Origin of the sequence: Pantoea sp. ICBG 1758, from assembly GCF_002928325.1 — a bacterium.
In the GTDB taxonomy this organism is placed as follows: Bacteria; Pseudomonadota; Gammaproteobacteria; order Enterobacterales; family Enterobacteriaceae; genus Pantoea; species Pantoea eucrina.
On record NZ_POWL01000001.1, the window covers coordinates 1,882,731 to 1,906,772 of the forward strand.

20 protein-coding genes are annotated in these 24,042 nt (G+C 58.3%); 9 read left to right on the forward strand and 11 right to left on the reverse strand.

The genetic code is table 11. From position 1 onward, the window contains the following. The first annotated feature begins 6 nt into the window (after positions 1–6). The 6 genes from ppk1 (at position 7) to C1Y41_RS09090 (ending at position 6,307) form a co-directional block, all read left to right on the forward strand. Positions 7–2,067, forward strand: coding sequence for a polyphosphate kinase 1 (ppk1, locus tag C1Y41_RS09065; RefSeq protein ID WP_104085282.1), 2,061 nt, complete (start codon positions 7–9; stop codon positions 2,065–2,067). A 5-nt stretch (positions 2,068–2,072) separates the two neighbouring features. Then, on the forward strand, positions 2,073–3,596 hold the full coding sequence (gene ppx / locus C1Y41_RS09070) for an exopolyphosphatase (protein WP_039379568.1): 1,524 nt from the start codon (positions 2,073–2,075) through the stop codon (positions 3,594–3,596). Positions 3,597–3,623: 27 nt separating this feature from the next. Beyond that, positions 3,624–4,223, forward strand: coding sequence for a tellurite resistance methyltransferase TehB (gene tehB / locus C1Y41_RS09075; RefSeq protein WP_071667903.1), 600 nt, complete (start codon positions 3,624–3,626; stop codon positions 4,221–4,223). A gap of 129 nt (positions 4,224–4,352) precedes the next feature. After that, positions 4,353–4,538, forward strand: coding sequence for a YfgG family protein (locus tag C1Y41_RS09080; protein WP_039379573.1), 186 nt, complete (start codon positions 4,353–4,355; stop codon positions 4,536–4,538). Between the two features lie 85 nt (positions 4,539–4,623). After that, complete coding sequence (gene mgtE / locus C1Y41_RS09085) at positions 4,624–6,057, forward strand: magnesium transporter (protein WP_039379576.1); 1,434 nt, start codon at positions 4,624–4,626, stop codon at positions 6,055–6,057. Positions 6,058–6,127: 70 nt separating this feature from the next. Beyond that, positions 6,128–6,307: a DUF2158 domain-containing protein gene (locus tag C1Y41_RS09090; RefSeq protein WP_104085283.1), complete on the forward strand. Its 180-nt coding sequence runs from the start codon at positions 6,128–6,130 to the stop codon at positions 6,305–6,307. A 32-nt stretch (positions 6,308–6,339) separates the two neighbouring features. Here C1Y41_RS09090 and C1Y41_RS09095 read toward each other — a convergent pair whose 3' ends face one another. The 3 genes from C1Y41_RS09095 to guaB form a co-directional block, all read right to left on the reverse strand. Beyond that, positions 6,340–7,116: a DUF3750 domain-containing protein gene (locus tag C1Y41_RS09095; protein ID WP_104085284.1), complete on the reverse strand. Its 777-nt coding sequence runs from the start codon at positions 7,114–7,116 to the stop codon at positions 6,340–6,342. A 174-nt stretch (positions 7,117–7,290) separates the two neighbouring features. Next, the gene (guaA, locus tag C1Y41_RS09100; RefSeq protein ID WP_071667902.1) at positions 7,291–8,871 is read right to left on the reverse strand and encodes a glutamine-hydrolyzing GMP synthase; all 1,581 of its coding nucleotides are present in this window, start codon (positions 8,869–8,871) and stop codon (positions 7,291–7,293) included. 72 nt (positions 8,872–8,943) lie between these two features. Next, positions 8,944–10,410: an IMP dehydrogenase gene (gene guaB, locus C1Y41_RS09105; RefSeq protein ID WP_071667901.1), complete on the reverse strand. Its 1,467-nt coding sequence runs from the start codon at positions 10,408–10,410 to the stop codon at positions 8,944–8,946. 169 nt (positions 10,411–10,579) lie between these two features. Between guaB and xseA the strand changes: the two genes are divergently transcribed. The 3 genes from xseA to C1Y41_RS09120 all read left to right on the forward strand — a co-directional run bounded on the left by xseA (position 10,580) and on the right by C1Y41_RS09120 (position 13,387). After that, the gene (xseA, locus tag C1Y41_RS09110; RefSeq protein ID WP_104085285.1) at positions 10,580–11,953 is read left to right on the forward strand and encodes an exodeoxyribonuclease VII large subunit; all 1,374 of its coding nucleotides are present in this window, start codon (positions 10,580–10,582) and stop codon (positions 11,951–11,953) included. A gap of 97 nt (positions 11,954–12,050) precedes the next feature. Continuing rightward, a complete protein-coding gene (locus C1Y41_RS09115; RefSeq protein ID WP_039379600.1) occupies positions 12,051–13,064 on the forward strand; it encodes a M4 family metallopeptidase in 1,014 nt (337 codons plus the stop codon). Next, positions 13,061–13,387, forward strand: a complete 327-nt coding sequence (locus C1Y41_RS09120) for a protealysin inhibitor emfourin (RefSeq protein WP_104085286.1) — start codon at positions 13,061–13,063, stop codon at positions 13,385–13,387. Before C1Y41_RS09115 ends, C1Y41_RS09120 begins: the two co-directional genes overlap by 4 nt. A 40-nt stretch (positions 13,388–13,427) precedes the next feature. Here C1Y41_RS09120 and C1Y41_RS09125 read toward each other — a convergent pair whose 3' ends face one another. From C1Y41_RS09125 to pilW, 8 genes are all read right to left on the reverse strand, one after another. Then, positions 13,428–15,872, reverse strand: a complete 2,445-nt coding sequence (locus tag C1Y41_RS09125) for a glucose/quinate/shikimate family membrane-bound PQQ-dependent dehydrogenase (RefSeq protein WP_104085287.1) — start codon at positions 15,870–15,872, stop codon at positions 13,428–13,430. Positions 15,873–16,167: 295 nt separating this feature from the next. Continuing rightward, positions 16,168–17,652: a ribosome biogenesis GTPase Der gene (gene der / locus C1Y41_RS09130; protein WP_039379608.1), complete on the reverse strand. Its 1,485-nt coding sequence runs from the start codon at positions 17,650–17,652 to the stop codon at positions 16,168–16,170. A gap of 174 nt (positions 17,653–17,826) precedes the next feature. Beyond that, positions 17,827–19,008 carry an outer membrane protein assembly factor BamB gene (gene bamB / locus C1Y41_RS09135; RefSeq protein ID WP_071667898.1) on the reverse strand — a complete coding sequence of 394 codons (1,182 nt, stop codon included), beginning with the start codon at positions 19,006–19,008 and terminating at the stop codon, positions 17,827–17,829. 19 nt (positions 19,009–19,027) lie between these two features. Continuing rightward, positions 19,028–19,645: a YfgM family protein gene (locus C1Y41_RS09140; RefSeq protein ID WP_039379613.1), complete on the reverse strand. Its 618-nt coding sequence runs from the start codon at positions 19,643–19,645 to the stop codon at positions 19,028–19,030. Positions 19,646–19,684: 39 nt separating this feature from the next. Further along, positions 19,685–20,959 (reverse strand): histidine--tRNA ligase, encoded by a 1,275-nt coding sequence (hisS, locus tag C1Y41_RS09145; RefSeq protein WP_039379615.1) that lies wholly within the window; start codon positions 20,957–20,959, stop codon positions 19,685–19,687. Positions 20,960–21,066: 107 nt separating this feature from the next. Continuing rightward, on the reverse strand, positions 21,067–22,188 hold the full coding sequence (gene ispG / locus C1Y41_RS09150) for a flavodoxin-dependent (E)-4-hydroxy-3-methylbut-2-enyl-diphosphate synthase (RefSeq protein ID WP_039379618.1): 1,122 nt from the start codon (positions 22,186–22,188) through the stop codon (positions 21,067–21,069). A gap of 38 nt (positions 22,189–22,226) precedes the next feature. Continuing rightward, positions 22,227–23,249, reverse strand: coding sequence for a cytoskeleton protein RodZ (rodZ, locus tag C1Y41_RS09155; protein WP_104085288.1), 1,023 nt, complete (start codon positions 23,247–23,249; stop codon positions 22,227–22,229). Next, positions 23,239–23,973, reverse strand: coding sequence for a type IV pilus biogenesis/stability protein PilW (pilW, locus tag C1Y41_RS09160; protein WP_071667896.1), 735 nt, complete (start codon positions 23,971–23,973; stop codon positions 23,239–23,241). The genes rodZ and pilW overlap by 11 nt, the downstream gene beginning before the upstream one ends. Between the last annotated feature and the right edge of the window lie 69 nt (positions 23,974–24,042).

Genomic DNA, 24,042 nt, shown 5'->3' on the forward strand with positions numbered 1-24,042 from the left:
GTCAGAATGGGTCAGGAAAAGCTGTATATAGAAAAAGAAATAAGCTGGTTATCCTTTAATGAACGTGTGCTGCAGGAAGCGGCGGATAAAAGTAACCCGCTGATTGAGCGCATGCGGTTTTTAGGGATCTATTCCAACAACCTTGAAGAGTTCTACAAGGTGCGCTTTGCCGATCTGAAGCGGCGCATTCTGATCAGCGAAGAGCAGGGTAAGCCCACTCCCCTGCGGCATCTGCTGAAGAAGATCCAGCAGCGGGTACTGAAGTCCGATCAGGAGTTTGACGCGCTCTACAATGAGCTGCTGCTGGAGATGGCGCGTAACCAGATCTTTCTGATCAACGAACGCCAGCTCTCACCCAATCAGCAGGAGTGGCTGCGCCACTATTTCAAACACCAGCTGCGTCAGCACGTTACGCCGATTCTGATCAACCATGACACCGATCTGATTGAGTTTCTCAAGGATGACTACACCTATCTGGCGGTGGAGATCATTCGCGGCGAGGATATCCGCTATGCGCTGCTGGAGATCCCGTCAGACAAAGTGCCGCGCTTTATCAACCTGCCGGCCGAGTCGCCACGCCGCCGCAAGCCGATGATCCTGCTGGATAACATTCTGCGCTATTGCCTGGATGAGATTTTTAAAGGCTTCTTTGACTACGATGCGCTGAACGCCTACTCCATGAAAATGACGCGCGATGCCGAATATGATCTGGTTACAGAGATGGAGTCGAGCCTGCTGGAGCTGATGTCCTCCAGCCTGAAGCAGCGCCTTACTGCCGAACCGGTGCGCTTTGTCTATCAGCGCGATATGCCCGATGCCATGGTGGAGATGCTGCGCCACAAGCTCTCTATCTCTAACTATGACTCCATTGTGCCGGGTGGTCGCTACCATAATTTCAAAGATTTTATCGGCTTTCCCAACGTCGGCAAAAGTAACCTGGTCAACCGGCCGCTGCCGCAGATCCGCCATATCGGCTTTGATGGCTTCCGCAATGGCTTTGACGCCATCCGCGATCGCGACGTGCTGCTCTACTACCCCTATCACACCTTTGAGCATGTGCTGGAGCTGCTGCGTCAGGCGTCGTTCGATCCCAGCGTGCTGGCGATCAAAATCAATATCTATCGCGTAGCCAAACACTCCCGCATTATGGATGCGATGATCCACGCGGCGCACAACGGCAAAAAAGTGACGGTGGTGGTTGAGCTGCAGGCGCGCTTTGATGAAGAGGCGAATATCCACTGGGCCAAGCGGCTGACTGAGGCGGGCGTGCACGTTATCTTCTCTGCGCCTGGTCTGAAAATTCACGCCAAACTGTTTCTGATTTCCCGCCGCGAAGGTGAAGAGGTGGTGCGCTATGCGCATATCGGCACCGGCAACTTTAATGAGAAGACTGCGCGCCTTTATACCGACTACTCTCTGCTGACCGCTGACGCGCGCATCACGAACGAAGTCCGCCGCGTATTTAACTTCATTGAGAACCCCTATCGCCCGGTTACCTTTGAACATCTGATGGTGTCACCGCAAAATTCGCGGGCCGTGCTTTATCAGCTGATTGACACGGAAATTGCCAATGCGCAGCAGAGTAAGCCGTGCGGAATTACGCTTAAAATCAATAACCTGGTGGATAATGGCCTGGTCGACAGGCTCTATGCAGCCTCGGCAGCCGGGGTAAAAATCAATCTGCTGGTGCGCGGTATGTGCTCGCTGATCCCGGACCTGCCTGGCATCAGCGAAAATATTCGCATCACCAGCATTGTTGATCGTTATCTTGAGCACGACCGGGTGTATATTTTTGAAAATGGCGGTGAGAAAAAGGTGTTTCTCTCTTCGGCTGACTGGATGACGCGCAACATCGATTACCGCATTGAGGTCGCCGTGGCGGTGCTCGATCCGCGTCTTAAACAGCGGATTCTGGATATTATCGCCATTCTGTTAAGTGATACGGTTAAAGCACGTATCGTAGACAAAGAGCTGAGTAACCGTTATGTTCCGCGCGGCAATCGCAGGAAAGTGCGCTCGCAGCTGGCGATTTACGATTACATCAAGAGACTGGAACAACCCGAATAACGCCTATGCCAATTACTCCGAAGAGTACGCCGAAGCCGCAGGAATTTGCGGCCATCGATCTCGGCTCAAACAGTTTTCATATGGTGATCGCCCGCGTGGTGGATGGCGCCATGCAGGTTCTGGGACGCCTCAAGCAGCGGGTGCATCTGGCTGACGGGCTTGACGCGCAGAACCGGCTGAGCGAAGAGGCGATAGTGCGCGGCCTGAGCTGCCTGGCCCTGTTCGCTGAGCGACTGCAGGGCTTTAGCGCCGCCAACGTGACCATTGTCGGCACGCACACGCTGCGCATTGCGACCAATGCCGAAGAGTTTTTGCAGCGCGCCGCGGAAGTGATCCCCTATCCGATTGAGGTCATCTCCGGTAACGAAGAGGCGCGCCTGATCTTCATGGGCGTTGAGCACACTCAGCCAGAAAAAGGGCGCAAGCTGGTTATCGATATCGGCGGCGGGTCAACCGAGCTGGTAATCGGTGAGGATTTTGAGCCGCAGCTGGTTGAGAGCCGCCGCATGGGCTGCGTCAGCTTCGCTAATCTCTATTTCCCGAAAGGCGAAATCAGCCAGGATAATTTCCGTCGCGCCCGCCTCGCCGCTACGCACAAGCTGGAGACGCTGGCGTGGCAGTATCGCCTGCACGGCTGGCAATATGCACTGGGCGCCTCCGGCAGTATTAAAGCCGCCTGTGAAGTGCTGCTGGCAATGGGCGAGAAAGAGAAGCGCGTAACGCCTGACAGTCTCGATATGCTGGTCGGTGAAGTGCTGAAGCACAAATCCTTTGATGCGTTGAGCCTGCCGGGCTTATCTGAAGAGCGCAAAGCGGTGTTTGTGCCTGGCCTTGCGATCCTGTGCGGCGTCTTTGACGCACTGGCGATCCGTGAACTGCGTCTCTCTGACGGCGCGCTGCGCGAAGGGGTGCTCTATGAGATGGAGGGCCGTTTCCGCCATCAGGATATCCGCAGCCGCACCGCACAGAGTCTGGCGAACCACTATGTGATCGACAGCGATCAGGCGCGCCGCGTGCTGGAGACAACAGAGCAGCTCTATCTGCAGTGGCAGGAGCAGAATCCGAAACAGGCGAACCCGCAGCTGACCGCTCTGCTGAAATGGGCGGCGCTGCTGCATGAGGTCGGGCTGACCATTAATCACAGCGGTATGCAGCGGCACTCCGCCTATATTCTGCAGCACTCCAATATGCCTGGCTTTAATCAGGATCAACAGATGCTACTGGCCACGCTGGTACGCTTCCATCGTAAAGCGGTGAAGCAGGATGAGATCCCGCGCTTTACCCTGTTCAAGAAAAAGCAGGTGCTGCCGATGATTTTTCTGCTGCGCCTCGGCACGCTGCTGAATAACCAGCGTCAGGCGACCACGCGCCCCGATGCACTGAAGCTCTCAACGGACGATGGTCACTGGACGCTCACTTTCCCGGCCGGTTTTCTCAGCCAGAATACGCTGGTGCAGCTCGATCTGGAGCGCGAGCAGGCGTACTGGAGCGATGTGACCGGCTGGAAACTGCTGCTGGAAGAGGAGTAACGCGGGCCGTCCGCCCGCTGTCTGACAATGACGATACGCCCTGATAACTGGTTTACAGAAAAGTATGATTTATCGCCGCCGCACTCTGAAGTGCGCGCGGCGCTGCCGAAGCTGACGCCGGGCAACGCGCTGGATCTCGGCTGCGGTAAAGGCCGCAACAGCCTTTATCTCAGCCAGCACGGCTTTAACGTCACCGCCTGGGACGCTAATCCGGCAAGCCTTGACTACCTGAATACCATTATTGCCACCGAACAGCTGCCGAACATTCAGACAGCACTGTGCGATCTCAACCAGCTGCGCTTCAACGGCAGCTATCAGTTTGTGCTCTCAACGGTGGTGATGATGTTTCTGCAGCCGGAGACGATCCCGCAGCTGATTGCCGATATGCAGGCCAGTACGCAGAAGTATGGCTACAACCTGATTGTGGCGGCGATGAGCACCGCTGATTACCCCAATACGCAGGCGTTTCCGTTTACCTTTAAGTCGGGCGAGCTGAGCCACTACTACCGCAACTGGCACATCGTAAAATATAACGAGGATGTCGGCGAGCTGCACCGTCGTGACGCTGACGGCAACCGTATTAAATGTCAGTTTGCCACCCTGCTGGCACAAAAGGCGAGTTACTGAAGCAGGGCCGCGGTCTGCGGCCCCTGTCGCACGCATTCAATGCTTATTTTTCATACAGCGATTGACCCCATCCGGTAACTGTGACTAAATATTGTTATCGCCCTGAGGGGTAACAACAGGAACACCCGCGTGAACAGCGCCCTATCACCACGAAGACGTCCCAAAACCGGCACCATGACCCGCATCGTTTTGCTGATCAGCTTTTTTATTCTGGCTGGTCGCCTGATCTTTATCATTCCCGGTGCCATTGAGCATCATCAGCAGAAAAAGACCCTGCCGGAACCGGCAACGCTGAGCAGCAGCGAGACACGCTGACGCTGCGACTGGCGCCTTTGTTCTGCCCGTTCTGGCGGTAACACGCTACACTTTGTGCTGACTTTACAGACACAAAGGACGCGTTATGTCTGCCTCGCACGCACAACAACTAACCGAATCCCGCCAGCGCATTCTTTCACTGCTGCTGAGCAAACAGGACTTAGTGGATGTCCTGCTGGATAAATCCGTCGATCTCAACGCCGCAGAGCTGCGCGAAGTGGCCGCCTGGCGCCAGCAGCTGGAGCAGGAGCTGGCGCCGCTGCACGCCGCCGACCTCGCTGATATCCTGGAAGCGCTGCCGGAAGAGGAGCGCCGGGCGCTCTGGCAGCTGGTCCCCTCCGAACAGCGTGGCCGCGTGCTGGTTGAAGCCTCAGAGACCGTCTGGGAGAGCCTCACCGAAGGCATGAGCGACCGCGAGATCCTGCGCGCGATTGAACCGCTGGATATCGACGATCAGGTCTATCTGGCGCGCTATCTGTCGCGCGATCTCACCGGCCGCCTGCTGACCACGCTGGAGCCGCAGCTGCGCGCGCGCCTGCTCGATGTGATTGAGCTCGATCGCGACCGCGTAGGCCGCATCATGGATTTCAATATTCTCACCGTGCGCGCCGACGTCACCCTTGCCACGGTGCAGCGCTTTCTGCGCAAGCGCAGCAGTATGCCCAACGGCACCGATAAAATCTTTATCACCAATGCGCAAAACCAGCTGCTCGGCGAGCTGCCGCTGACCGATATTCTGCTCAATAAGCCCAAAACGCTGGTCGCAGATGTGATGAATCCCCGCCCCACTACTTTTCAGCTCAATGACAATGCCGAGGATGCCGCCAGCGCCTTTGAGCGCTACAACCTGATCTCTGCTGCCGTTACCGACGCCAAAGGCAAACTGATTGGCCGTATTACCGTTGAGGATGTGATCGATCTGGTTAACCAGGAGAATGAGAGCAACATCCGTAAAATGGGCGGGATCAGCCAGGAGGAGGATGTGTTTGCGCCGGTGCGTAAAGCGGTAAGCAAGCGCTGGACGTGGCTGGCCATTAACCTCTGCACCGCATTTATCGCCTCGCGCGTCATCGGCCTGTTTGAAGCCACAATTTCACAGCTGGTGGCGCTCGCGACCCTGATGCCGATTGTGGCGGGCATTGGCGGCAATACCGGCAACCAGACCATTACCATGATTGTACGCGCGCTGGCGCTGCATCAGGTGGAGCCTGGTAACTTCTCCTTCCTGATCGGTCGCGAGCTGGGCGTGGCGCTGATCAACGGCCTGTTCTGGGGCGGCATTATGGGCGGCATCACCTGGCTGATGTATGACAATATTCAGCTTGGCGGCGTGATGATGCTGGCGATGGTGCTGAACCTGCTGCTGGCGGCGCTGATGGGCGTGCTTATTCCGCTGATCATGACCAAAATGAAGCGCGATCCGGCGGTGGGGTCCAGCGTGCTGATCACCGCGCTCACCGACACCGGCGGTTTCTTTATCTTTCTCGGTCTGGCCACGCTGTTTTTACTGCCGCACTGAGTCACGACAGCTGCGCCTTTATGCTGGCGCAGCTACACTCATTCATACCCTTATCTGATGGAGACACAGCATGTTTAACGCAGGCGATTTTGTGCAGTCGAAAACCGGTGGTCCTAAAATGCAGGTGCTGCGTGCAGAGGGCGATATGCTCTGGTGCGCCCGTATCGACGACCCGCTGAAAAAAGAGATTGAGATTAGAGCAGACAGCGTCAATCTCTATCATGAAGAGGGCGACTTCGGCGTCTGCTGAGTGCCCGGCGCGCCGCAATCCGCGGCGCCCCGTCAGGGATTTTCCTTCTGCACGTTATCCCGGCCAATACCGCCGATAAACGGCAGCCGCAGCCGCAGCGGCGTGAAATCGACGCCCAGATTAAGCCCCAGCAGGTTCATCTCTACCCCCTCTTCCGCACCGACTGTCACGCCCAGTACGCCCAGCAGCGACAGCTGCAGACCGCGCCCCGAGGGCGGCAGCCCTATCGGGTGCAGCAGCGAGCGGTAATCCTTGCCAACCGCGTTTGCCGGCAGGTCGAGCTTCAGCGCCGGCACTTCGCGACCAATGTGCGCCAGAAAGGTATTGCTGTTTGGCCCCGGCCAGGCGCGATAGGTGGCGGGCCACGGGTAAGAGCGGATTGCCGCCTCAATCTGCGGGATCATCGCCTGCGCTGCGGCCCCGCGGTGATCCACCAGCAGACGCGGACGGGCGCCATACCAGTAGCCATCCGGCAGGTTACGGTTACGCCGCACCTTGTCACCGCTGCCCCAGCTGATCACCTCATAGCGATTATATTGCGTCTCGCCGGCGCGCTTAAAGATGATCCACGGATGCACCGCCACCGCGCCTTTCCAGCCGTAAGTGGGAGCCGCATAGACCTGCACCACCGCTTCGCTGGCGTAGCGCTGCGGATCGGGCGCCAGTCCGGCGGAGTCGCGCCGCGCGGTGGCCCAGCCGCCCTGCCCGGTCTGCAGGTCGCCGCTGCGCGTCGCCTGCGCCAGGCTCGCCGCCAGCGACAGGATCACGGCACAAAGAAAAGTCAGCAGGATAAGTTTCACAGGCAGCATTCAGGGTATCCGGGGCAGAAAAAGAAGTGCGTTATTATGCAGCAAAACGGCGCCTGTTTATTCACCAACTATGCGCTGGCACGCAACGCGACGGCAGACCCATCATCGTGCGCTGCGGCTGCGGTTCAGCCATAAAAAAAGCCCGCATGCGGCGGGCTTTATGTCAGAACGGGGTTATTCCCACTCAATCGTCGCCGGTGGCTTACCGGAGATGTCATACACCACGCGGGAGATGCCGCTGACTTCATTGATGATGCGGTTGGAGACGCGGCCAAGGAAATCGTATGGCAGATGCGCCCAGTGTGCGGTCATAAAGTCGATGGTTTCCACCGCGCGCAGTGAGACCACCCAGTCATACTTGCGGCCGTCGCCCATTACGCCGACGGAACGCACCGGCAGGAACACGGTAAACGCCTGGCTCACTTTATTGTAGAGATCCGCTTTGCGCAGCTCCTCAATAAAGATGGCGTCGGCGCGGCGCAGCAGATCGCAGTACTCTTTCTTCACTTCGCCCAGCACGCGCACGCCGAGACCCGGTCCCGGGAACGGGTGACGGTAGAGCATGTCATATGGCAGGCCCAGCTCAAGACCGATCTTGCGCACTTCATCTTTGAACAGCTCTTTCAGCGGCTCAACCAGGCCCATCTTCATCTCTTTCGGCAGGCCGCCCACGTTATGGTGCGATTTGATCACGTGCGCTTTACCGGTGGCAGAAGCAGCGGACTCAATCACATCCGGATAGATGGTGCCCTGCGCCAGCCACTTCACTTCGGTCAGCTTCAGCGCTTCTTCGTCGAACACCTCAACAAACACGCGGCCGATGATTTTACGCTTGGCTTCCGGATCGTTTTCACCCGCCAGCGCATCGAGGAAGCGCGCTTCCGCCGGTACGTGGACAATGTTCAGACCGAAATGGTCGCCAAACATATCCATCACCTGCTCCGCTTCATTCAGGCGCAGCAGACCGTTATCAACAAATACGCAGGTCAGGCGATCGCCGATAGCGCGGTGCAGCAGCATGGCGGTTACCGAGGAGTCAACGCCGCCGGAGAGGCCGAGGATCACGCGGTCGCTGCCCACCTGCTGGCGGATACGCTCAACGGCGTCTTCAATGATTTTCGCCGGCGTCCAGAGCGCTTCACAGCCGCAGATATCGCGGATAAAGCGCTCCAGCATGCGCAGTCCCTGACGGGTGTGCGTCACTTCCGGATGGAACTGCACGCCGTAGAATTTCTTCTCTTCATTCGCCATGATGGCAAACGGACAGGTTTCAGTGCTGGCGACGGTGACGAAGTCAGCCGGAATTGCGGTGACTTTATCGCCGTGGCTCATCCAGACATCCAGCAGCGGCTTGCCGGCGGCGCTGATGGCATCTTCGATATCACGCACCAGCGCGCTCTGCGTGGTGACTTCCACCTGCGCATAGCCAAACTCGCGCTCATTTGAGCCTTCAACCTTGCCGCCCAGCTGCATCGCCATAGTCTGCATGCCGTAGCAGACGCCCAGTACCGGCACGCCAGCGTTAAAGACGTACTCAGGCGCACGCGGGCTGTCCAGCTCGGTGGTGCTCTCAGGGCCACCTGACAGGATAATTCCGTTCGGGTTGAACGCACGGATTTGCTCTTCGGTGACATCCCACGCCCAGAGTTCGCAGTAGACGCCCAGCTCACGCACGCGGCGCGCAACCAGCTGCGTATACTGCGAACCAAAATCGAGGATCAGGATACGATGTTTATGAATATTTTCAGTCGTCATTGAGGCATTTCCAGTGGGATGGACTTAACAATAAAAGCGCCCGGCCAGAGCCGGGCGGGAAATCTTCAGGGATCAGGAACCCATGCGGTAGTTCGGTGACTCTTTGGTGATGGTCACATCGTGTACGTGACTCTCATTGATACCGGCGCCGCTGATGCGGACAAACTCCGCTTTGGTGCGCAGGTCATCAATGGTCGGGCAGCCGGTCAGGCCCATGCAGGAGCGCAGGCCACCCATCTGCTGATGGACGATCTCTTTCAGACGGCCTTTATAGGCAACGCGGCCTTCGATACCTTCCGGCACCAGCTTATCTGCGGCGTTATCGGTCTGGAAGTAACGGTCAGAAGAGCCTTTGGACATTGCGCCGAGTGAGCCCATACCGCGGTACGATTTAAATGCGCGGCCCTGATAGAGTTCGATCTCACCCGGAGACTCTTCGGTGCCGGCCAGCATAGAACCAACCATCACTGCGGCTGCGCCTGCGGCGATCGCTTTAGCGATATCGCCGGAGAAGCGGATACCGCCATCTGCCACGACCGGAATACCGGTGCCTTCCAGCGCCGCAACGGCGTCAGAAACAGCGGTGATCTGCGGAACGCCCACGCCGGTGACGATACGAGTGGTACAGATAGAGCCGGGACCAATACCCACTTTCACCGCGCTGACGCCCGCTTCAGCCAGCGCCAGGGCACCGGCGCCGGTGGCAACGTTGCCGCCAATGATTTCTAGGTCGGGATATTTGGCGCGGGTTTCACGAATGCGCTGCAGTACGCCTTCAGAGTGGCCGTGCGAAGAGTCAATCAGCAGCACGTCAACGCCAGCGGCAACCAGCGCATCCACGCGCTCTTCGTTACCGGCGCCGGCACCCACCGCCGCGCCCACGCGCAGACGGCCCTGCGCATCTTTACAGGCGTTGGGTTTACGTTCAGCTTTCTGGAAATCTTTTACGGTAATCATGCCCAGCAGGTGGAAGCTCTCATCCACCACCAGCGCTTTTTCAACGCGCTTTTCATGCATCCTTTGCAGCACCACTTCGCGCGCCTCACCCTCTTTTACCGTAACCAGACGCTCTTTCGGCGTCATGACCGCGGTAACCGGCAGCGTCAGATCGGTTACAAAGCGCACATCGCGACCGGTGATGATCCCCACCAGCTCGTTACCGGCGTTGACGACCGGATAGCCGGCGAAGCCGTTGCGATCGGTAAGCTCTTTCACTTCCGCCAGCGTCGTGGTTGGCAGCACGGTCTGCGGCTCTGTTACCACGCCGCTTTCATGCTTTTTCACCTTACGCACTTCATCAGCCTGACGCTCAATCGACATATTTTTATGAATAAAGCCGAGGCCGCCTTCCTGTGCCAGCGCAATTGCCAGACCCGCTTCGGTCACGGTATCCATCGCAGCAGAGAGCATAGGAATGTTCAGACGGATGTTTTTGGTCAGTTGGGTGCTGAGGTCAGCGGTGTTAGGCAATACAGTGGAGTGAGCGGGAACGAGCAGGACGTCGTCAAATGTGAGGGCTTCTTTCGCGATTCTTAGCATTGCAATATCTCCACCTGGGGGCGTTGAAAACAGATAAAATATTGCCGCGGCATTATACAGGACGAAACCGATTGCCTCTACTGCTTTTTCAGAAAAAGTCTTGATCCTGCGCAGCAGCCCTGTAGTATCGATGAATTAACCCTCTGATTTAAAATTTGATCTTCATCACATGTCGCTACCTGCAACCGCCAATATTTTTACCGTCAGCCGCCTCAACACCACGGTGCGCACGCTGCTGGAAAATGAGATGGGCCTGGTGTGGCTCAGCGCTGAGATCTCCAATTTCACGCAGCCCGCGTCCGGCCACTGGTACTTCACGCTGAAAGATGATGGCGCCCAGGTGCGCTGCGCGATGTTCCGCAACAGCAACCGGCGCGTGACGTTCCGGCCGCAGCACGGGCAGCAGGTGCTGGTGCGGGCCAGCGTAACGCTGTATGAGCCGCGCGGCGACTATCAGTTAATCATTGAAAGCATGCATCCGGCGGGTGAAGGCCTGCTGCAGCAGCAGTTTGAGCAGCTGAAAGCGCAGCTCAGCGCAGAAGGGTTGTTCGATCAGCAGTTCAAACAGCCGCTGCCCGATCCGGCCCGCCAGGTCGGGGTGATCACCTCCGCAACCGGCGCCGCGCTGCATGATGTGCTGCGCGTGCTGCACCGCCGCGATCCCTCATTACCGGTGGTTATCTATCCCACCGTGGTGCAGGGGGCCGATGCGCCGGCTGCTATCGTGCGTGCCATCGAACTGGCCAACCAGCGCAACGAATGTGACGTGCTGATTGTCGGCCGCGGCGGCGGCTCGCTGGAAGATCTCTGGTGCTTCAACGATGAGCGCGTGGCGCGTGCGATTTTTGCCAGCCGCCTGCCGGTGGTCAGCGCCGTGGGGCATGAAACGGATGTCACTATCGCCGATTTTGTCGCCGATCTGCGCGCGCCCACGCCCTCTGCCGCCGCTGAGATTGTCAGCCGCAATCAGGTCGAGCTGCTGCGGCAGCTGCAGTCACAGCAGCAGCGTATGGAGATGGCGATGGACTACTATCTCGCCGGGCAGCAGCGTTACCTCACGCAGCTTCAGCATCGCCTGCAGCAGCAGCATCCGCAGCTGCGCCTGGCACGGCAGCAGACCGCCCTGTTTCAGCTGCAGCGTCGCTTAGGCGCGGCCGCCGATCGGCAGCTGCGCAGCGCGCAGCGCCAGCAGGATCGGCTGCTGCAGCGGCTCAGTGCGCAGCAGCCACAGGGGCGCATCCTGCGCGCGCAGCAGCAGCTCGCGCACTGGCACTACCGTCTGCAGCAGGGCATGCAGCAGCAGCTGGGGCAGGATCGCCAGCGCTTTGGTACGCTGATGGCGCAGCTGGAAGGGGTCAGTCCGCTGGCGACGCTGGCGCGCGGCTTCAGCGTTACCACCGATGCGCAGGGCGAAGTTGTAAAACAGATCGCGCCGCTGCAGCCGGGCGACAGGCTGCGCACCCGGCTGGAAGATGGCTGGGTGGAGAGCGAAGTCACCGCCCTCACGCCGCTGAAACGCCGCCGTAAACCCCGCCAATCCTGACCAGCACGCAGGGAGATCCCCTCCCTGCCTGCACGTTTCCTGCTCTGCCTGACCCCGGTCTATACTCTTTGCATACCCATCACTCAGGGAGTCCGGCATGTCATACAGCGTAATTCCCCCCTATATCCTGCGTAACATCATCGACAACTGTGCAGGGCCGCAACAGGAGTCGGCGCGCCGCACGCTTACTCACGTTCAGCAGCTAATGGCGGAGCCGCACCGCGTCATCGCACCGGCGGATATCGCCCGGCCAGGCCAGGTGCTGCGCGCCATTTTTGATGCCAGAGAGAGTCAGACGCTGCCCGGCACGCTGATACGTCAGGAAGGTCAGCCTGGCAACGGCGACGTGGCTGCGGATGAAGCCTGGGACTATCTGGGCGTTACTTATGATTTTTTCTGGAACGTTTATCAGCGAAACTCGCTCGACAACAAAGGGCTGAAGCTGGACGGTACCGTGCACTATGGCCAGAATTATCAGAACGCTTTCTGGAACGGCCAGCAGATGGTCTTTGGCGACGGTGACGGCGAGATTTTTAATCGCTTCACCATCGCGATTGACGTGGTCGCCCATGAACTGACGCACGGCGTCACGGAAAGCGAAGCGGGATTGATCTACTTTCAGCAGGCGGGCGCGCTGAATGAGTCGATGTCTGATGTCTTTGGCTCACTGGTAAAACAGTATCAGCGGCAGCAGCGCGCGGAGGAAGCGGACTGGATCATCGGCGAAGGATTGCTGGCTAAAGGCATTAACGGCAGCGGTCTGCGCTCCATGTCAGCCCCCGGCACCGCCTATGATGACCCGCTGCTGGGTAAAGATCCGCAGCCGGCGGATATGGCGCACTATATCGAAACGCGTGATGACAACGGCGGCGTGCATCTCAACTCCGGTATTCCTAACCGCGCGTTTTATCTTGCGGCCACCGCGCTGGGCGGTTTTGCATGGGAACGCGCCGGTCAGGCGTGGTATGACACGCTGTGTGACAAAACCCTGCCGCAGGATGCTGATTTCAGCACCTTTGCCCGCTTTACCGTTGAGCATGCGGCAAAACGCTTTGATCGGCAGGTCGCGGAGCAGATCCAGGCCGCCTGGCAAGAGGTGGGTGTGAAGTGAACATAGAACTGACGGATGACGCCATTGTAGAGCTGGCGCGGGAGGGCGGCTTCGCCTTTATTCCCAAACTGCGTAAAGAGCGGCGTTTTGCGCTGGCCCAGCTGCCGGAACCGCAGAAACAGCGGGTCTGTCAGGTGCTGGAGCAGGCTCTGCCGCTCGGCGAGCAGGCGGAACAGGCTGCCTCCGCAGGCAGTGGCGATCAGCACTATTTCCGCATCCAGATCACCTACGCCACCCACCATGAGGCGGGTGCTATCGTGATTTACGTAGCGGAAAAAGATGCGCCGCCAGCGCTACAGGCGCTGTGGCAGAACGGAGAGTAGGCAAAAAAAAGGCCGGCATCCTCTGCCGGCCCTGCTGCTCTTACTTGCTGTCTGGCAGCGCGTAAGCAATCACATAATCCCCGCGGTCCGGCGACTGGCGTGCGCCACCGGCAGAGATAAGGATGTACTGCTTGCCATTTTTGGGCGAGACATAGCTGATTGGGCCACCCTGGCTGCCGACCGGCAGGCGCGCTTTCCACACCTCTTTACCGGTTGAGCTGTCAAAGGCGCGCAGGTAGTAGTCCTGCGTACCGGCGATAAACACCAGTCCGCCCTGCGTCGCCAGCGTACCGCCCAGCGTTGGCATACCTACCGGCATCTGCGCATGCATTTTGATACCAAACGGGCCGGTATCCTGCACGGTACCCACCGGCACCTGCCAGACAATCTGACGCGTTTTCATGTCGATGGCTGAAAGCGTACCAAACGGCGGGGCCTGACAAGGAATGCCGAGCGGCGACATAAAGCGGTTTTTATTCACTGCATACGGCGTGCCCTTAAGCGGTACGGCGCCCATGCCGGTGTTAACCGATTCACCGCCGTTGCTGCCGCGAGCCACTTTGCTGGTGTCCTGCGGGATCATCTGTACCCACAGGCCGAGGCGCATATCGTTGACGAACATATACTGATTGTTGGGATCAAACGAGATGCTGCCCCAGTTCATACCACCCAGAGAACCCGGGAAGCTGAGCGATTTGTCCGTGTCCGGTACGGTGAACAGACCGTCATAGCGCATGCCTTTAAACGCGATACGGCACGCCAGCTGGTCAAACGGCGTCGCGCCCCACATATCGGATTCCGTCAGCGTCTGGTTGCCGATATTGGGCATCTCAACCGAGTGCGGCTGGGTTTTGGTGTACTGCTCGTTCGGGATGTGACCCTGCGGCATCGGCCGCTCTTCCACTTTGGTCAGCGGCTTGCCGGTCAGGCGGTCCAGCACCCAGATCATGCCGGTTTTTGCCCCGATGACCACCGCCGGTTTGGTGGTGCCATCCTTCATCGGGAAGTCGACCAGGCTTGGCTGCATCGGCAGGTCAAAGTCCCACAGGTCGTTATGAACTGTCTGATAGACCCACTTCTGTTTGCCGGTGGTGGCATCCAGCGCGAGGATAGATGCACCGTAGGTGTGATCGAGCTTTGTGCGATTCGCGCCCCACAGATCCACTGACGAGCTGCCCATCGGCAGGAACACGGTGTTCATCGCCGGATCGTAGGAGAGCGGCGCCCAGGAGTTCGGCGTGCTGCGGGTATAATCCTGGCCCGGCATCAGTACCGCATTCGGATCGTCGTTGCCTGGATCGAACGCCCAGCGCATTTTACCGCTGATCACATCAAAGCCGCGCAGTACGCCGCCTGGCATATCGGTCTGCACATTGTCCGCCACGCGACCGCCGACTACCACGGTGGTACCGGCAACCTGCGGTGCGGAGGTCAGCTGATAGAGCGGATCGGGCGCCTTGCCCAGCCCCTGCTTCAGGTCAACCACGCCGTTGTTGCCAAAGCTGGCGCAGAACTCACCGTTGTCGGCATTAATCGCGATAAGACGCGCATCGATCGTGTTCATCAGGATACGGCGCTGGCAGCTGTCGCCTGCGGCCAGAACCGGTGCCTGCACCGGCGTGGAGCCTGGCTGCGTAGGCTGCGTTACCGGTTTGGTGGCGTCAAAATAGGCCAGACCGCGGCAGCGGTTCCACACTTCCGCCTGCGCATTGATTTCACGCTTCCAGATCTGCTTACCGCTGTCCGCTTCTACCGCAATCACATTGTTGTGCGGCGTGCAGAGATAGAGCGTGTTGCCAACCTGCAGCGGCGTCTGCTGATCTTCAGCGCCATTGCCGGTCGGGCTGAGCGGTGTGTCGCCGGTACGGAAGGTCCAGGCAACCTGCAGTTCATTAACGTTGTCACGCGTGATCTGATCAATCGCCGCAAAACGATCCCCTTCCGGCGTGCGGCCGTAGCTGCTCCAGTCCTGCTGCGGTTTGCTTTTATCCACCGGGATCAGCGGCAGCTGCGAACCGGTAAAGGCCACGGTCGGATGCGGCTGAAACATCTGCACCACGGTGGCGATCATGCCAACCGCAATCAGCGCTGACAGTGCGTAAGAGAGCGTTGCCAGCGGCGCTTTGCCTTCGCTTTTGCGCAGCGCAGGCCAGGTCAGAAATGCGAACAGCATCAGCCCCGCCGGCACCATCAGCCGGGAAACCAGCGGCCAGAAGTGCCAGCCGGCATCCATTACCGCCCAGATCAGGGTTCCGATAAACGCCAGGACCAGCAGCGTCACCGCTGACGCTTTACGCCGCATAAACTGGACCGCCGACGCTATCATAACGATACCGGCAATCAGAAAGTATTTACTGCCATCCAGCGCCGCCAGTTTACCGCCGCCAATAGCGAAAAACAGGCCGATCGCCAGCAGCACCAGCCCGAACAGCACGGACCAGACGCTGAGTCCCCTGCCGGGGCGAGTGGAATGTTCTGCCTTCACACAAACTCTCCTGAAAAATAGTGCATGCCGCCTGTCCGGCTTCGTCGCGGGACACAGCAGCACCCTGTTTAATGACGAACCGCAAAGCAGTCCGCAACCGCGCACTCATGCATGAGAACGCGGCATATCAGGGCGAGCTCACCATAAGGCGGCAGGATTGTACCAGATGGTACAATTGAAAGTGAACGATCATAACGCAGGGTTTACCGGCCAATAGCATTTTTGCTACATCTGCCGGGCTAAGCCGCTGTTAAATCACAGGCAAAAAAAAAGAGCCCGGCGGGCTCTTTTTTACTTAACGCTTATTCTTTTTCAGGTGCGCCAGCAGACGCTTGCGCTTGCGCTGCTGCGTCGGCGTCAGCAGATTGCGTTTGCCGGCATACGGGTTATCACCCTCTTTGAACTGGATACGGATTGGCGTACCCATAACGTTCAGCGAGCGACGGAAGTAGTTCATCAGATAACGCTTGTAGGAATCGGGCAGATCTTTTACCTGATTACCATGGATGACCACGATAGGCGGGTTGTATCCACCGGCGTGCGCATATTTCAGCTTAACGCGACGGCCCCGCACCAGCGGCGGCTGATGATCTTCTGCTGCCATATTCATAATCCGCGTCAGCATGGAGGTGTTTACGCGTTTGGTTGAGCAGTCGTACGCTTCCGTTACGGATTCAAACAGGTTACCTACGCCGCTGCCGTGCAGCGCCGAAATAAAGTGTACGCGGGCAAAATCGATAAAGCCGAGACGATAATCCAGCGTCTCTTTCACTTCATCTTTTACTTCCTGCGACAGGCCATCCCATTTGTTGACCACAATCACCAGCGAACGCCCGCTGTTGAGGATAAAGCCCAGCAGGGAGAGATCCTGGTCGGAGATACCGGCACGCGCGTCAATCACCAGCATCACGACGTTAGCATCTTCGATCGCCTGCAGGGTTTTGATCACCGAAAATTTCTCAACGGTATCGGTGATCTTGCCACGCTTGCGCACCCCGGCGGTGTCGATCAGGACATATTCGCGCTCGTCACGCTCCATCGGGATATAGATGCTGTCACGCGTCGTGCCTGGCATGTCATAGACCACCACGCGATCTTCACCAAGAATACGGTTAGTGAGCGTTGACTTACCTACGTTAGGACGACCCACGATAGCCAGCTTAATCGGCAGGCCGGTCGGATCAAACTCCTCTTCCTCTTCCGCCTCTTCGCCACTCTCTTCTGCGGCTAATGCGGCCCAGTAGGCTTCGTTTTCATCCTCTTCGCTGACTTCCTGCGGGTCTGCCACGTCCATCCACGGCAGCAGCGCGGTTTCCAGCAGCGAGGTAACGCCGCGACCGTGCGAGGCGGCAATCGGATGAATATCACCCAGACCTAGCGCGTAAAAGTCCAGCACGGCGGCATCGGCGTCCAGGCCATCCGTTTTGTTCGCTACGAGGAACGTCGCTTTTTCACGGGAGCGCAGATGGTTAGCGATCTGCTGATCCGCCGGCATAACGCCTGCGCGGGCATCAACCATGAACAGCACCACATCCGCTTCTTCAATCGCCAGCAGCGACTGCTCCGCCATGCGGTTCTCTACGCCCTCTTCGGTGCCATCAATACCGCCGGTATCGATAACAATAAATTCGCGCCCTTCCACTTCGGCGCGACCATATTTGCGATCGCGAGTCAGTCCAGGGAAATCGGCCACTAACGCATCACGGGTGCGCGTTAAGCGGTTAAACAGCGTGGATTTCCCCACATTGGGACGCCCAACCAGCGCGACCACAGGTACCATAACACTTGCCTCAGTTTAAAAATGAATCGCCCGAATGGCGTGAGTATAACGACATTTGCCGCCCGCTTCAGGCTTAAGGCGCCTAGAATATCACGCCTGACAAAAAACAGAACGGCTCCTGACGAATCAGGAGCCGTAATTACTGACGGAAATCCATTCCCGCGCGCTCAGGACTTAACGGCTGATGGCGTAAACCTCGCCGCCTTTCGCCTGAATCAGCAGTCTGTCACCGGCCACAACCGGCTCGGTCTGGAAGCCGTCGCTGTCCAGTTTCTGCTGCGCCACAAAGCGGCCATCCAGCGTGTTGATCCAGTGCACGTAACCTTCGCTGTCTGCCACAACCAGATAACCGTTAAACAGCACCGGTGCCGTCAGATTACGGTGCAGCAGATCGCTCTGACGCCACAGCGCTACGCCGCCATCGGCGTTAAGCGCTATCACGCGGTCGTCCTGATCCACCAGATAGATGCGTCCGGCGTCGACAATCAAATCTTTAACGCCGCCGATTTCACGCTTCCACATAATCTGACCGGAACGCAGGTCGAGTGCGGTCAGGTTACCGTTGTACGCCAGCGCATAGACCACGCCATTAACGATAACCGGCGTGGTATCGACGTCACTCAGACGATCGATCTCCGTCGCGCCGCTCGGCTGTGAAATGCGCTGCTGCCAGATCAGCTGACCCTGGTTCAGGATCACCGCGCTGACGCGACCGTTATCACCGCCAACGATAGCGCCGCCAAAGGCGACCGCAGGCGCAGACTCACCGCGCAGCGAAAGCGCCGGCATATCGAGGTTCACGGTCCATTTTACCGCACCGCTGCTCTGATCCAGTCCCTGCAGCATACCGTTACTGGTGTGAACCAGTACCAGGCCATCGCTGACCACCGGACGGGAGAGCGCTTCACCGGCGACTTTGGTCTGCCACGCCAGCGAGCCGTCGCTGCTGTTGAGTGCAAATACCTGCCCGCGCTCGCTGCCAATATAGATCCGATCGCCGCTGGCGGTGACGCCGCCGGAGAGCAGCGCAGAGATGTTTTTCGAGAAGAAACCAGTCTTCTCAGAGAGATCGACTTTCCACTTCTCTTTACCGTTGCTGGCATCCAGCGCCTTTACCACGCCAAAACGGTCGGCAGCGTAAACGGTGCCGTCCAGCCATGCCGGATGCAGGTTGGAGTAGAAATCGCCAATGCCGTCGCCTACTGACGTGCTCCAGACAGTTTCCGGCGTGAACTGATTTTCCACTTTCGGCAGCGGAGCCATCTTCACTACATCTTCTTCGCCGCTGAATAGCGAGCAACCGCTGAGCAGAGTGACGGAAATCAGCCCTGGCAGCAGGTATTTACGTAATTCCATGTGCGCTCTCTTGTCTGGCTTAACTTAAGTTATCTATTTTCATCTGCAGCATCTGCTTCAGTGCCGGAGAAGCCTGCGAACCCGCGCCTTTACTCCAGGCATCGCGCGCGCCCTGCTTGTCGCCTTTGCTCAGCAATGCTTCACCGCGAATATCTGCCACAATCGCGCTCCAGCCGTCACCCTTAACGTTATCCAGGGTAGCCAGCGCGGCATCAGCCTGCTTCTGCTGCAGCTGAATACGCGCCAGACGCAGGTTGATAACCGCCTGCAGATTGGCATCTTTGGTGTCGTTTAGCCCTTTCTGCAGCAGCGCAATGGCTTTATCAAGCTGGCTGGTCTCAACGTACTGCTTCGCCAGGTCCAGCGCGGCCAGTGCACCGTAGGTATTGCTGTTTTCGCTGGCGAAGCTGGCAACGGCCTCCAGGCTTTCCGGTTTATCCGCCTGCATCGCGCTGGTGAGCTGCTGATACTCCGCAGATGCCGCTTTGCCTGAATTTTCCTGATGCGAACTCCAGTAGCGCCAGCCGCCCAGCGCCGCGATCCCTACTACCACGCCAATCGCCAGCGCTTTGCCGTTATCGGCGAAAAAGCGGCGCAGCGCATCAACCTGTTCATTCTCGTTGCTGTAAACTTCCACGCAATCCCTCTCCTTAAAATGGCTGTTGCCGCGTGCTGCTTACTGCAGCAGCGTCTGCAACGTCGCAGCGGCGTCCTGCTGAGCCAGCGTCTGCTGGTCGCCGGTGCGCAGATCTTTAATCACCACCTGGCCCGCTTTCACTTCATCTTCGCCGAGCACCAGCGCAATGCGTGCGCCCCATTTATCTGCACGGGCAAACTGCTTTTTAAAGTTGCCGCCGCCGAAGTTGGTCATCAGCTTCAGCGCCGGGTTGGCATCACGCAGCGTTTCCGCCAGCTGCATAGCCGCAGACTGAACGCCCTGCCCTGAAGCGATAACATAGACATCAACAACCCGCGTCGGTTCAAATTCAGGATTCACCGCCTGCACCAGCAGCACCAGCCGCTCCAGACCCATGGCAAATCCTACCGCTGGCGTGGCTCGTCCGCCCAGCTGCTCAACCAGGCCATCGTAACGCCCGCCGCCGCATACGGTGCCCTGCGAGCCGAGGCTGCTGGTGACCCACTCAAAGACGGTGCGGTTGTAGTAGTCGAGGCCGCGCACCAGACGCTGGTTGACGCGATAACGAATACCGGCATCATCCAGCAGCGCGCAGAGTCCGGTGAAGTGGGCGCGCGACTCTTCATCCAGGAATTCGCCCAGCGTTGGCGCATCATTCAGCAGCGCCTGAATTTCCGGATTTTTGCTGTCCAGCACGCGCAGCGGATTGGTGTACATGCGGCGTTTGCAATCTTCATCCAGCACATCCTGATGCTGCTCCAGAAACGCCACCAGCGCACTGCGGTAGTCCGCGCGCGCCGCCAGAGAGCCGATGGAGTTCAGCTCCAGTTCAACGTGGTCAGCGATGCCCAGCGCTTTCCACCAGCGCGCGGTCATCATAATCAGCTCAGCATCAACATCCGGCCCCTGCAGGCCAAACACTTCGACGCCCATCTGATGAAACTGACGATAGCGCCCTTTCTGCGGACGCTCGTAGCGAAACATCGGACCGACATACCAGAGGCGCTGCTCCTGGTTATAGAGCAGACCATGTTCAATACCTGCACGTACGCAGCCCGCCGTGCCTTCCGGGCGCAGCGTCAGGCTTTCGCCGTTACGATCTTCAAAGGTGTACATCTCTTTTTCAACCACATCGGTCACTTCACCAATGGCACGGCTGAACAGTGGGGTATGCTCGACGATTGGCAGACGGATTTCACTGTAGCCATAGCTGGCCAGCACCTGCTTCAGGGTGCCCTCGATACGCTGCCAGATTGCGGTGTCGGCTGGCAGGAAGTCGTTCATCCCGCGAATCGCTTGAATATTCTTCGCCACGTTAAAATCTCTTAATACAAAAAAACCTGTCCGGCATCATACCTTATGAGGATGAAACCGCACAGGTTCATTCATAAACTGGTACGCGCCGGGCGCGCACCGCCTGGTTATTTTTCCAGCTGCTGCACGCTGATTCGACGACTCTCATCCAGCATGGATGCCTTGGCACGAATGCGCGCTTCCAGCTGATCGATCATGTCATCATTGTCGAGACGATCGCGTTGACGAACGCCATCCTCGTAGAAACCGCTTTTCTTGCTGCCGCCGGTAACGCCGAGCGTCGAAACGGTAGCCTCGCCCGGACCGTTGACTACGCAGCCGATAATGGAGACATCCATCGGCGTAATAATATCTTCCAGCCGTTCTTCCAGCGCATTCACGGTACCGATCACATCAAACTCCTGACGTGAGCAGGTCGGACAGGCGATAAAGTTGATCCCGCGCGAACGGATGCGCAGTGATTTCAGGATGTCATAGCCAACTTTTACCTCTTCTACCGGATCGGCTGCGAGCGAAATACGCAGCGTATCGCCGATGCCCTCTGCCAGCAGCAGACCAAGGCCGATTGCCGACTTCACCGCACCCGCCCGCGCGCCGCCCGCTTCGGTGATCCCGAGATGCAGCGGCTGATCGATCGCTTTTGCCAGCAGGCGGTAAGACTCTACGGCAAGAAACACATCAGAGGCTTTAACGCTGACTTTGAACTGATCGAAGTTCAGACGATCGAGATGATCGACATGGCGCATAGCGGATTCCAGCAGCGCCTGCGGCGTGGGTTCGCCATACTTCTCCTGCAGATCCTTCTCCAGTGAACCGGCGTTCACCCCGATACGAATCGGAATGTTGTAATGGCGGGCGCAGTCCACAACCTGACGAATACGTTCGTTGTTGCCGATGTTGCCCGGATTGATACGCAGGCAGTCAACGCCATACTCCGCCACTTTGAGAGCGATACGGTAGTCAAAGTGAATATCCGCTACCAGCGGCACGTTGACCTGTTGCTTAATCAGTTTAAAGGCTTCCGCCGCGTCCATGGTCGGCACCGAGACGCGCACGATATCCACACCCACACGCTCCAGCGCGCGGATCTGGTTAACCGTGGCTTCCACGTCGGTGGTGCGGGTATTGGTCATGGACTGAACGGCGATGGGAGCACCATCGCCGACTGGCACCTTGCCGACGTAAATACGCGTTGATTTGCGACGGATAATGGGTGCTTCGTTATGCATATTTTCTCTCCACAATTCCCCGGAAAGCGCGCTGCGCGTTATTGCGCACCCAGCGTCAGACGGGCAACCTGGTTATTACGGATAAAACGACTTAAATCAACGGGCTGATTCTGATATTGCACGTCAACCGCACGCGGTGCGCCAATTTTCAGACGATACGGAGGCGTGCCGGAGAGGCTGAGCTTGCCACCGCTACGCTGTATCCCGCTGAACAGTTTTTTGCCGGTTGCATCGCTGACTTCCAGCCAGCAGTCGGCCTTGAAATTCATGACCACAGCGTTGGGATCGCCTGCGGGCTGGCTGACAGCCGCGCTCGCGGTTGGCATGCTGCCAGCTGCGACGCTGTTGGCCGGTGCCGGCGAGGTGGCCGCTGGCGGCGCGTTATCAACCGGCGCCTGCGAAGGAGAAACGACCGCGTTATCACCAGAGGTGGCCGAAGAGGCAGCCGGCGCGCGGCTGCTGTTATCCGCGCTGTCTGTAGTGCTGCTCTGCGACGTTACCGCCCCGGAACCGTTATCAACCGGCGTGCCGGCGGCATTGGTGTCGCTGTCACTGGTGCTGTCGGTGCTGGTATCGCCCAGCGGAATAGACTGACCGCCGTCGCTGCTGCCGTTCTGATCGGCCATTGAGACCAGATCGTCCTGCGAAGCCTTGTGATTCTGCCACCACCAGGCGCCGGTCAGGCCAATAACAACAAACGCCACCAGCCAGGTAAAGATCATCAGCCAGCCATCGCGCTTTTTGCGGCGCTTGCCCAGCGAGAAGCTCTGCATCGGCGCGATTTTGGCCGCGCGCACTGGCGCCTGCTTTGCCATCATTGGCAGCAGATCGTCTTCCGGTACATGAACCAGGCGGGCATAGGAGCGAATATAACCGCGCAGAAAGGTCGATGCGAGATCGGCCGGCGACTTATCCTCTTCAATGTCACGCACGGTGGAAAGTTTCAGGCACAGGCGCTCAGCGACGTTTTGCTGCGTCAGCCCCATCTGCTCACGGGCCAGACGCAGGCGTTCACCTGTGGAATGTACTGCAGATTTTTCTTGAGTGGCTTCAGTATTCATTAGCTAAATAACGCTGGTACTGTATCGATTGTGGAAAACTTCGCGCCAACCGGTCGCCATAACGTGTAACGTCAGCAGCGTTTCCCTGTTGCGCGGCGAAACGTATCTGTAACCACAGACTCTCTGCCGTTGCGGGCAGACGCTGATGGTAGAGTTCTAAAAGCACGGGAAGCATTTTTCCTGCCGGCTGCATCAGCTGCCGTTCACCCTCCTCCAGCAGCCAGTTTCCCTGCTCAGGTGCGGCTTCCAGCGCCTGCAGCAGCCGTTTGCGCCCGGCGGCCTCGTCGCCCGCCTGCAGATAACAATAGCCTGAAATCAGAAGGAGATCCTGACGGGCATCGCTCTCCGGCGCCGCACTTGCCAGCTTAAACTGTTGATGCGCTTCGCCATACTGCCCTAATCTGCAGAGAAACGCACCGTAATTGTTAGCGACATAACCATTAGCGGGCGCTAACTGTTGTGCCCGCTGGTAGTACCGGCGCGTCTGTATACTATTCTGCTGCGCCTGAGCGACCCGCGCCAGCGCCAGGGGCACGCGGTAATCTTCAGGAGCCACGCGCTGCGCCTGCAGCAGATTGCGTTCAGCAGCCGCTAAATTATTTGCGGCTAAATAGTGCAGTCCCAGCTGCAGACGAATATCCGCCGCACGATGTGATGACGGGCCGGTGACACACCCGGTTACAACAAAGCCTGCCGCAACGGCAATACCTAATCCTTTTAGCATAGCGCTCTCCCTGCGAATAAACCGGGAGAGTGCCACGCTTTACGCCCGCAGCGAATCGGCGGGCGTGCG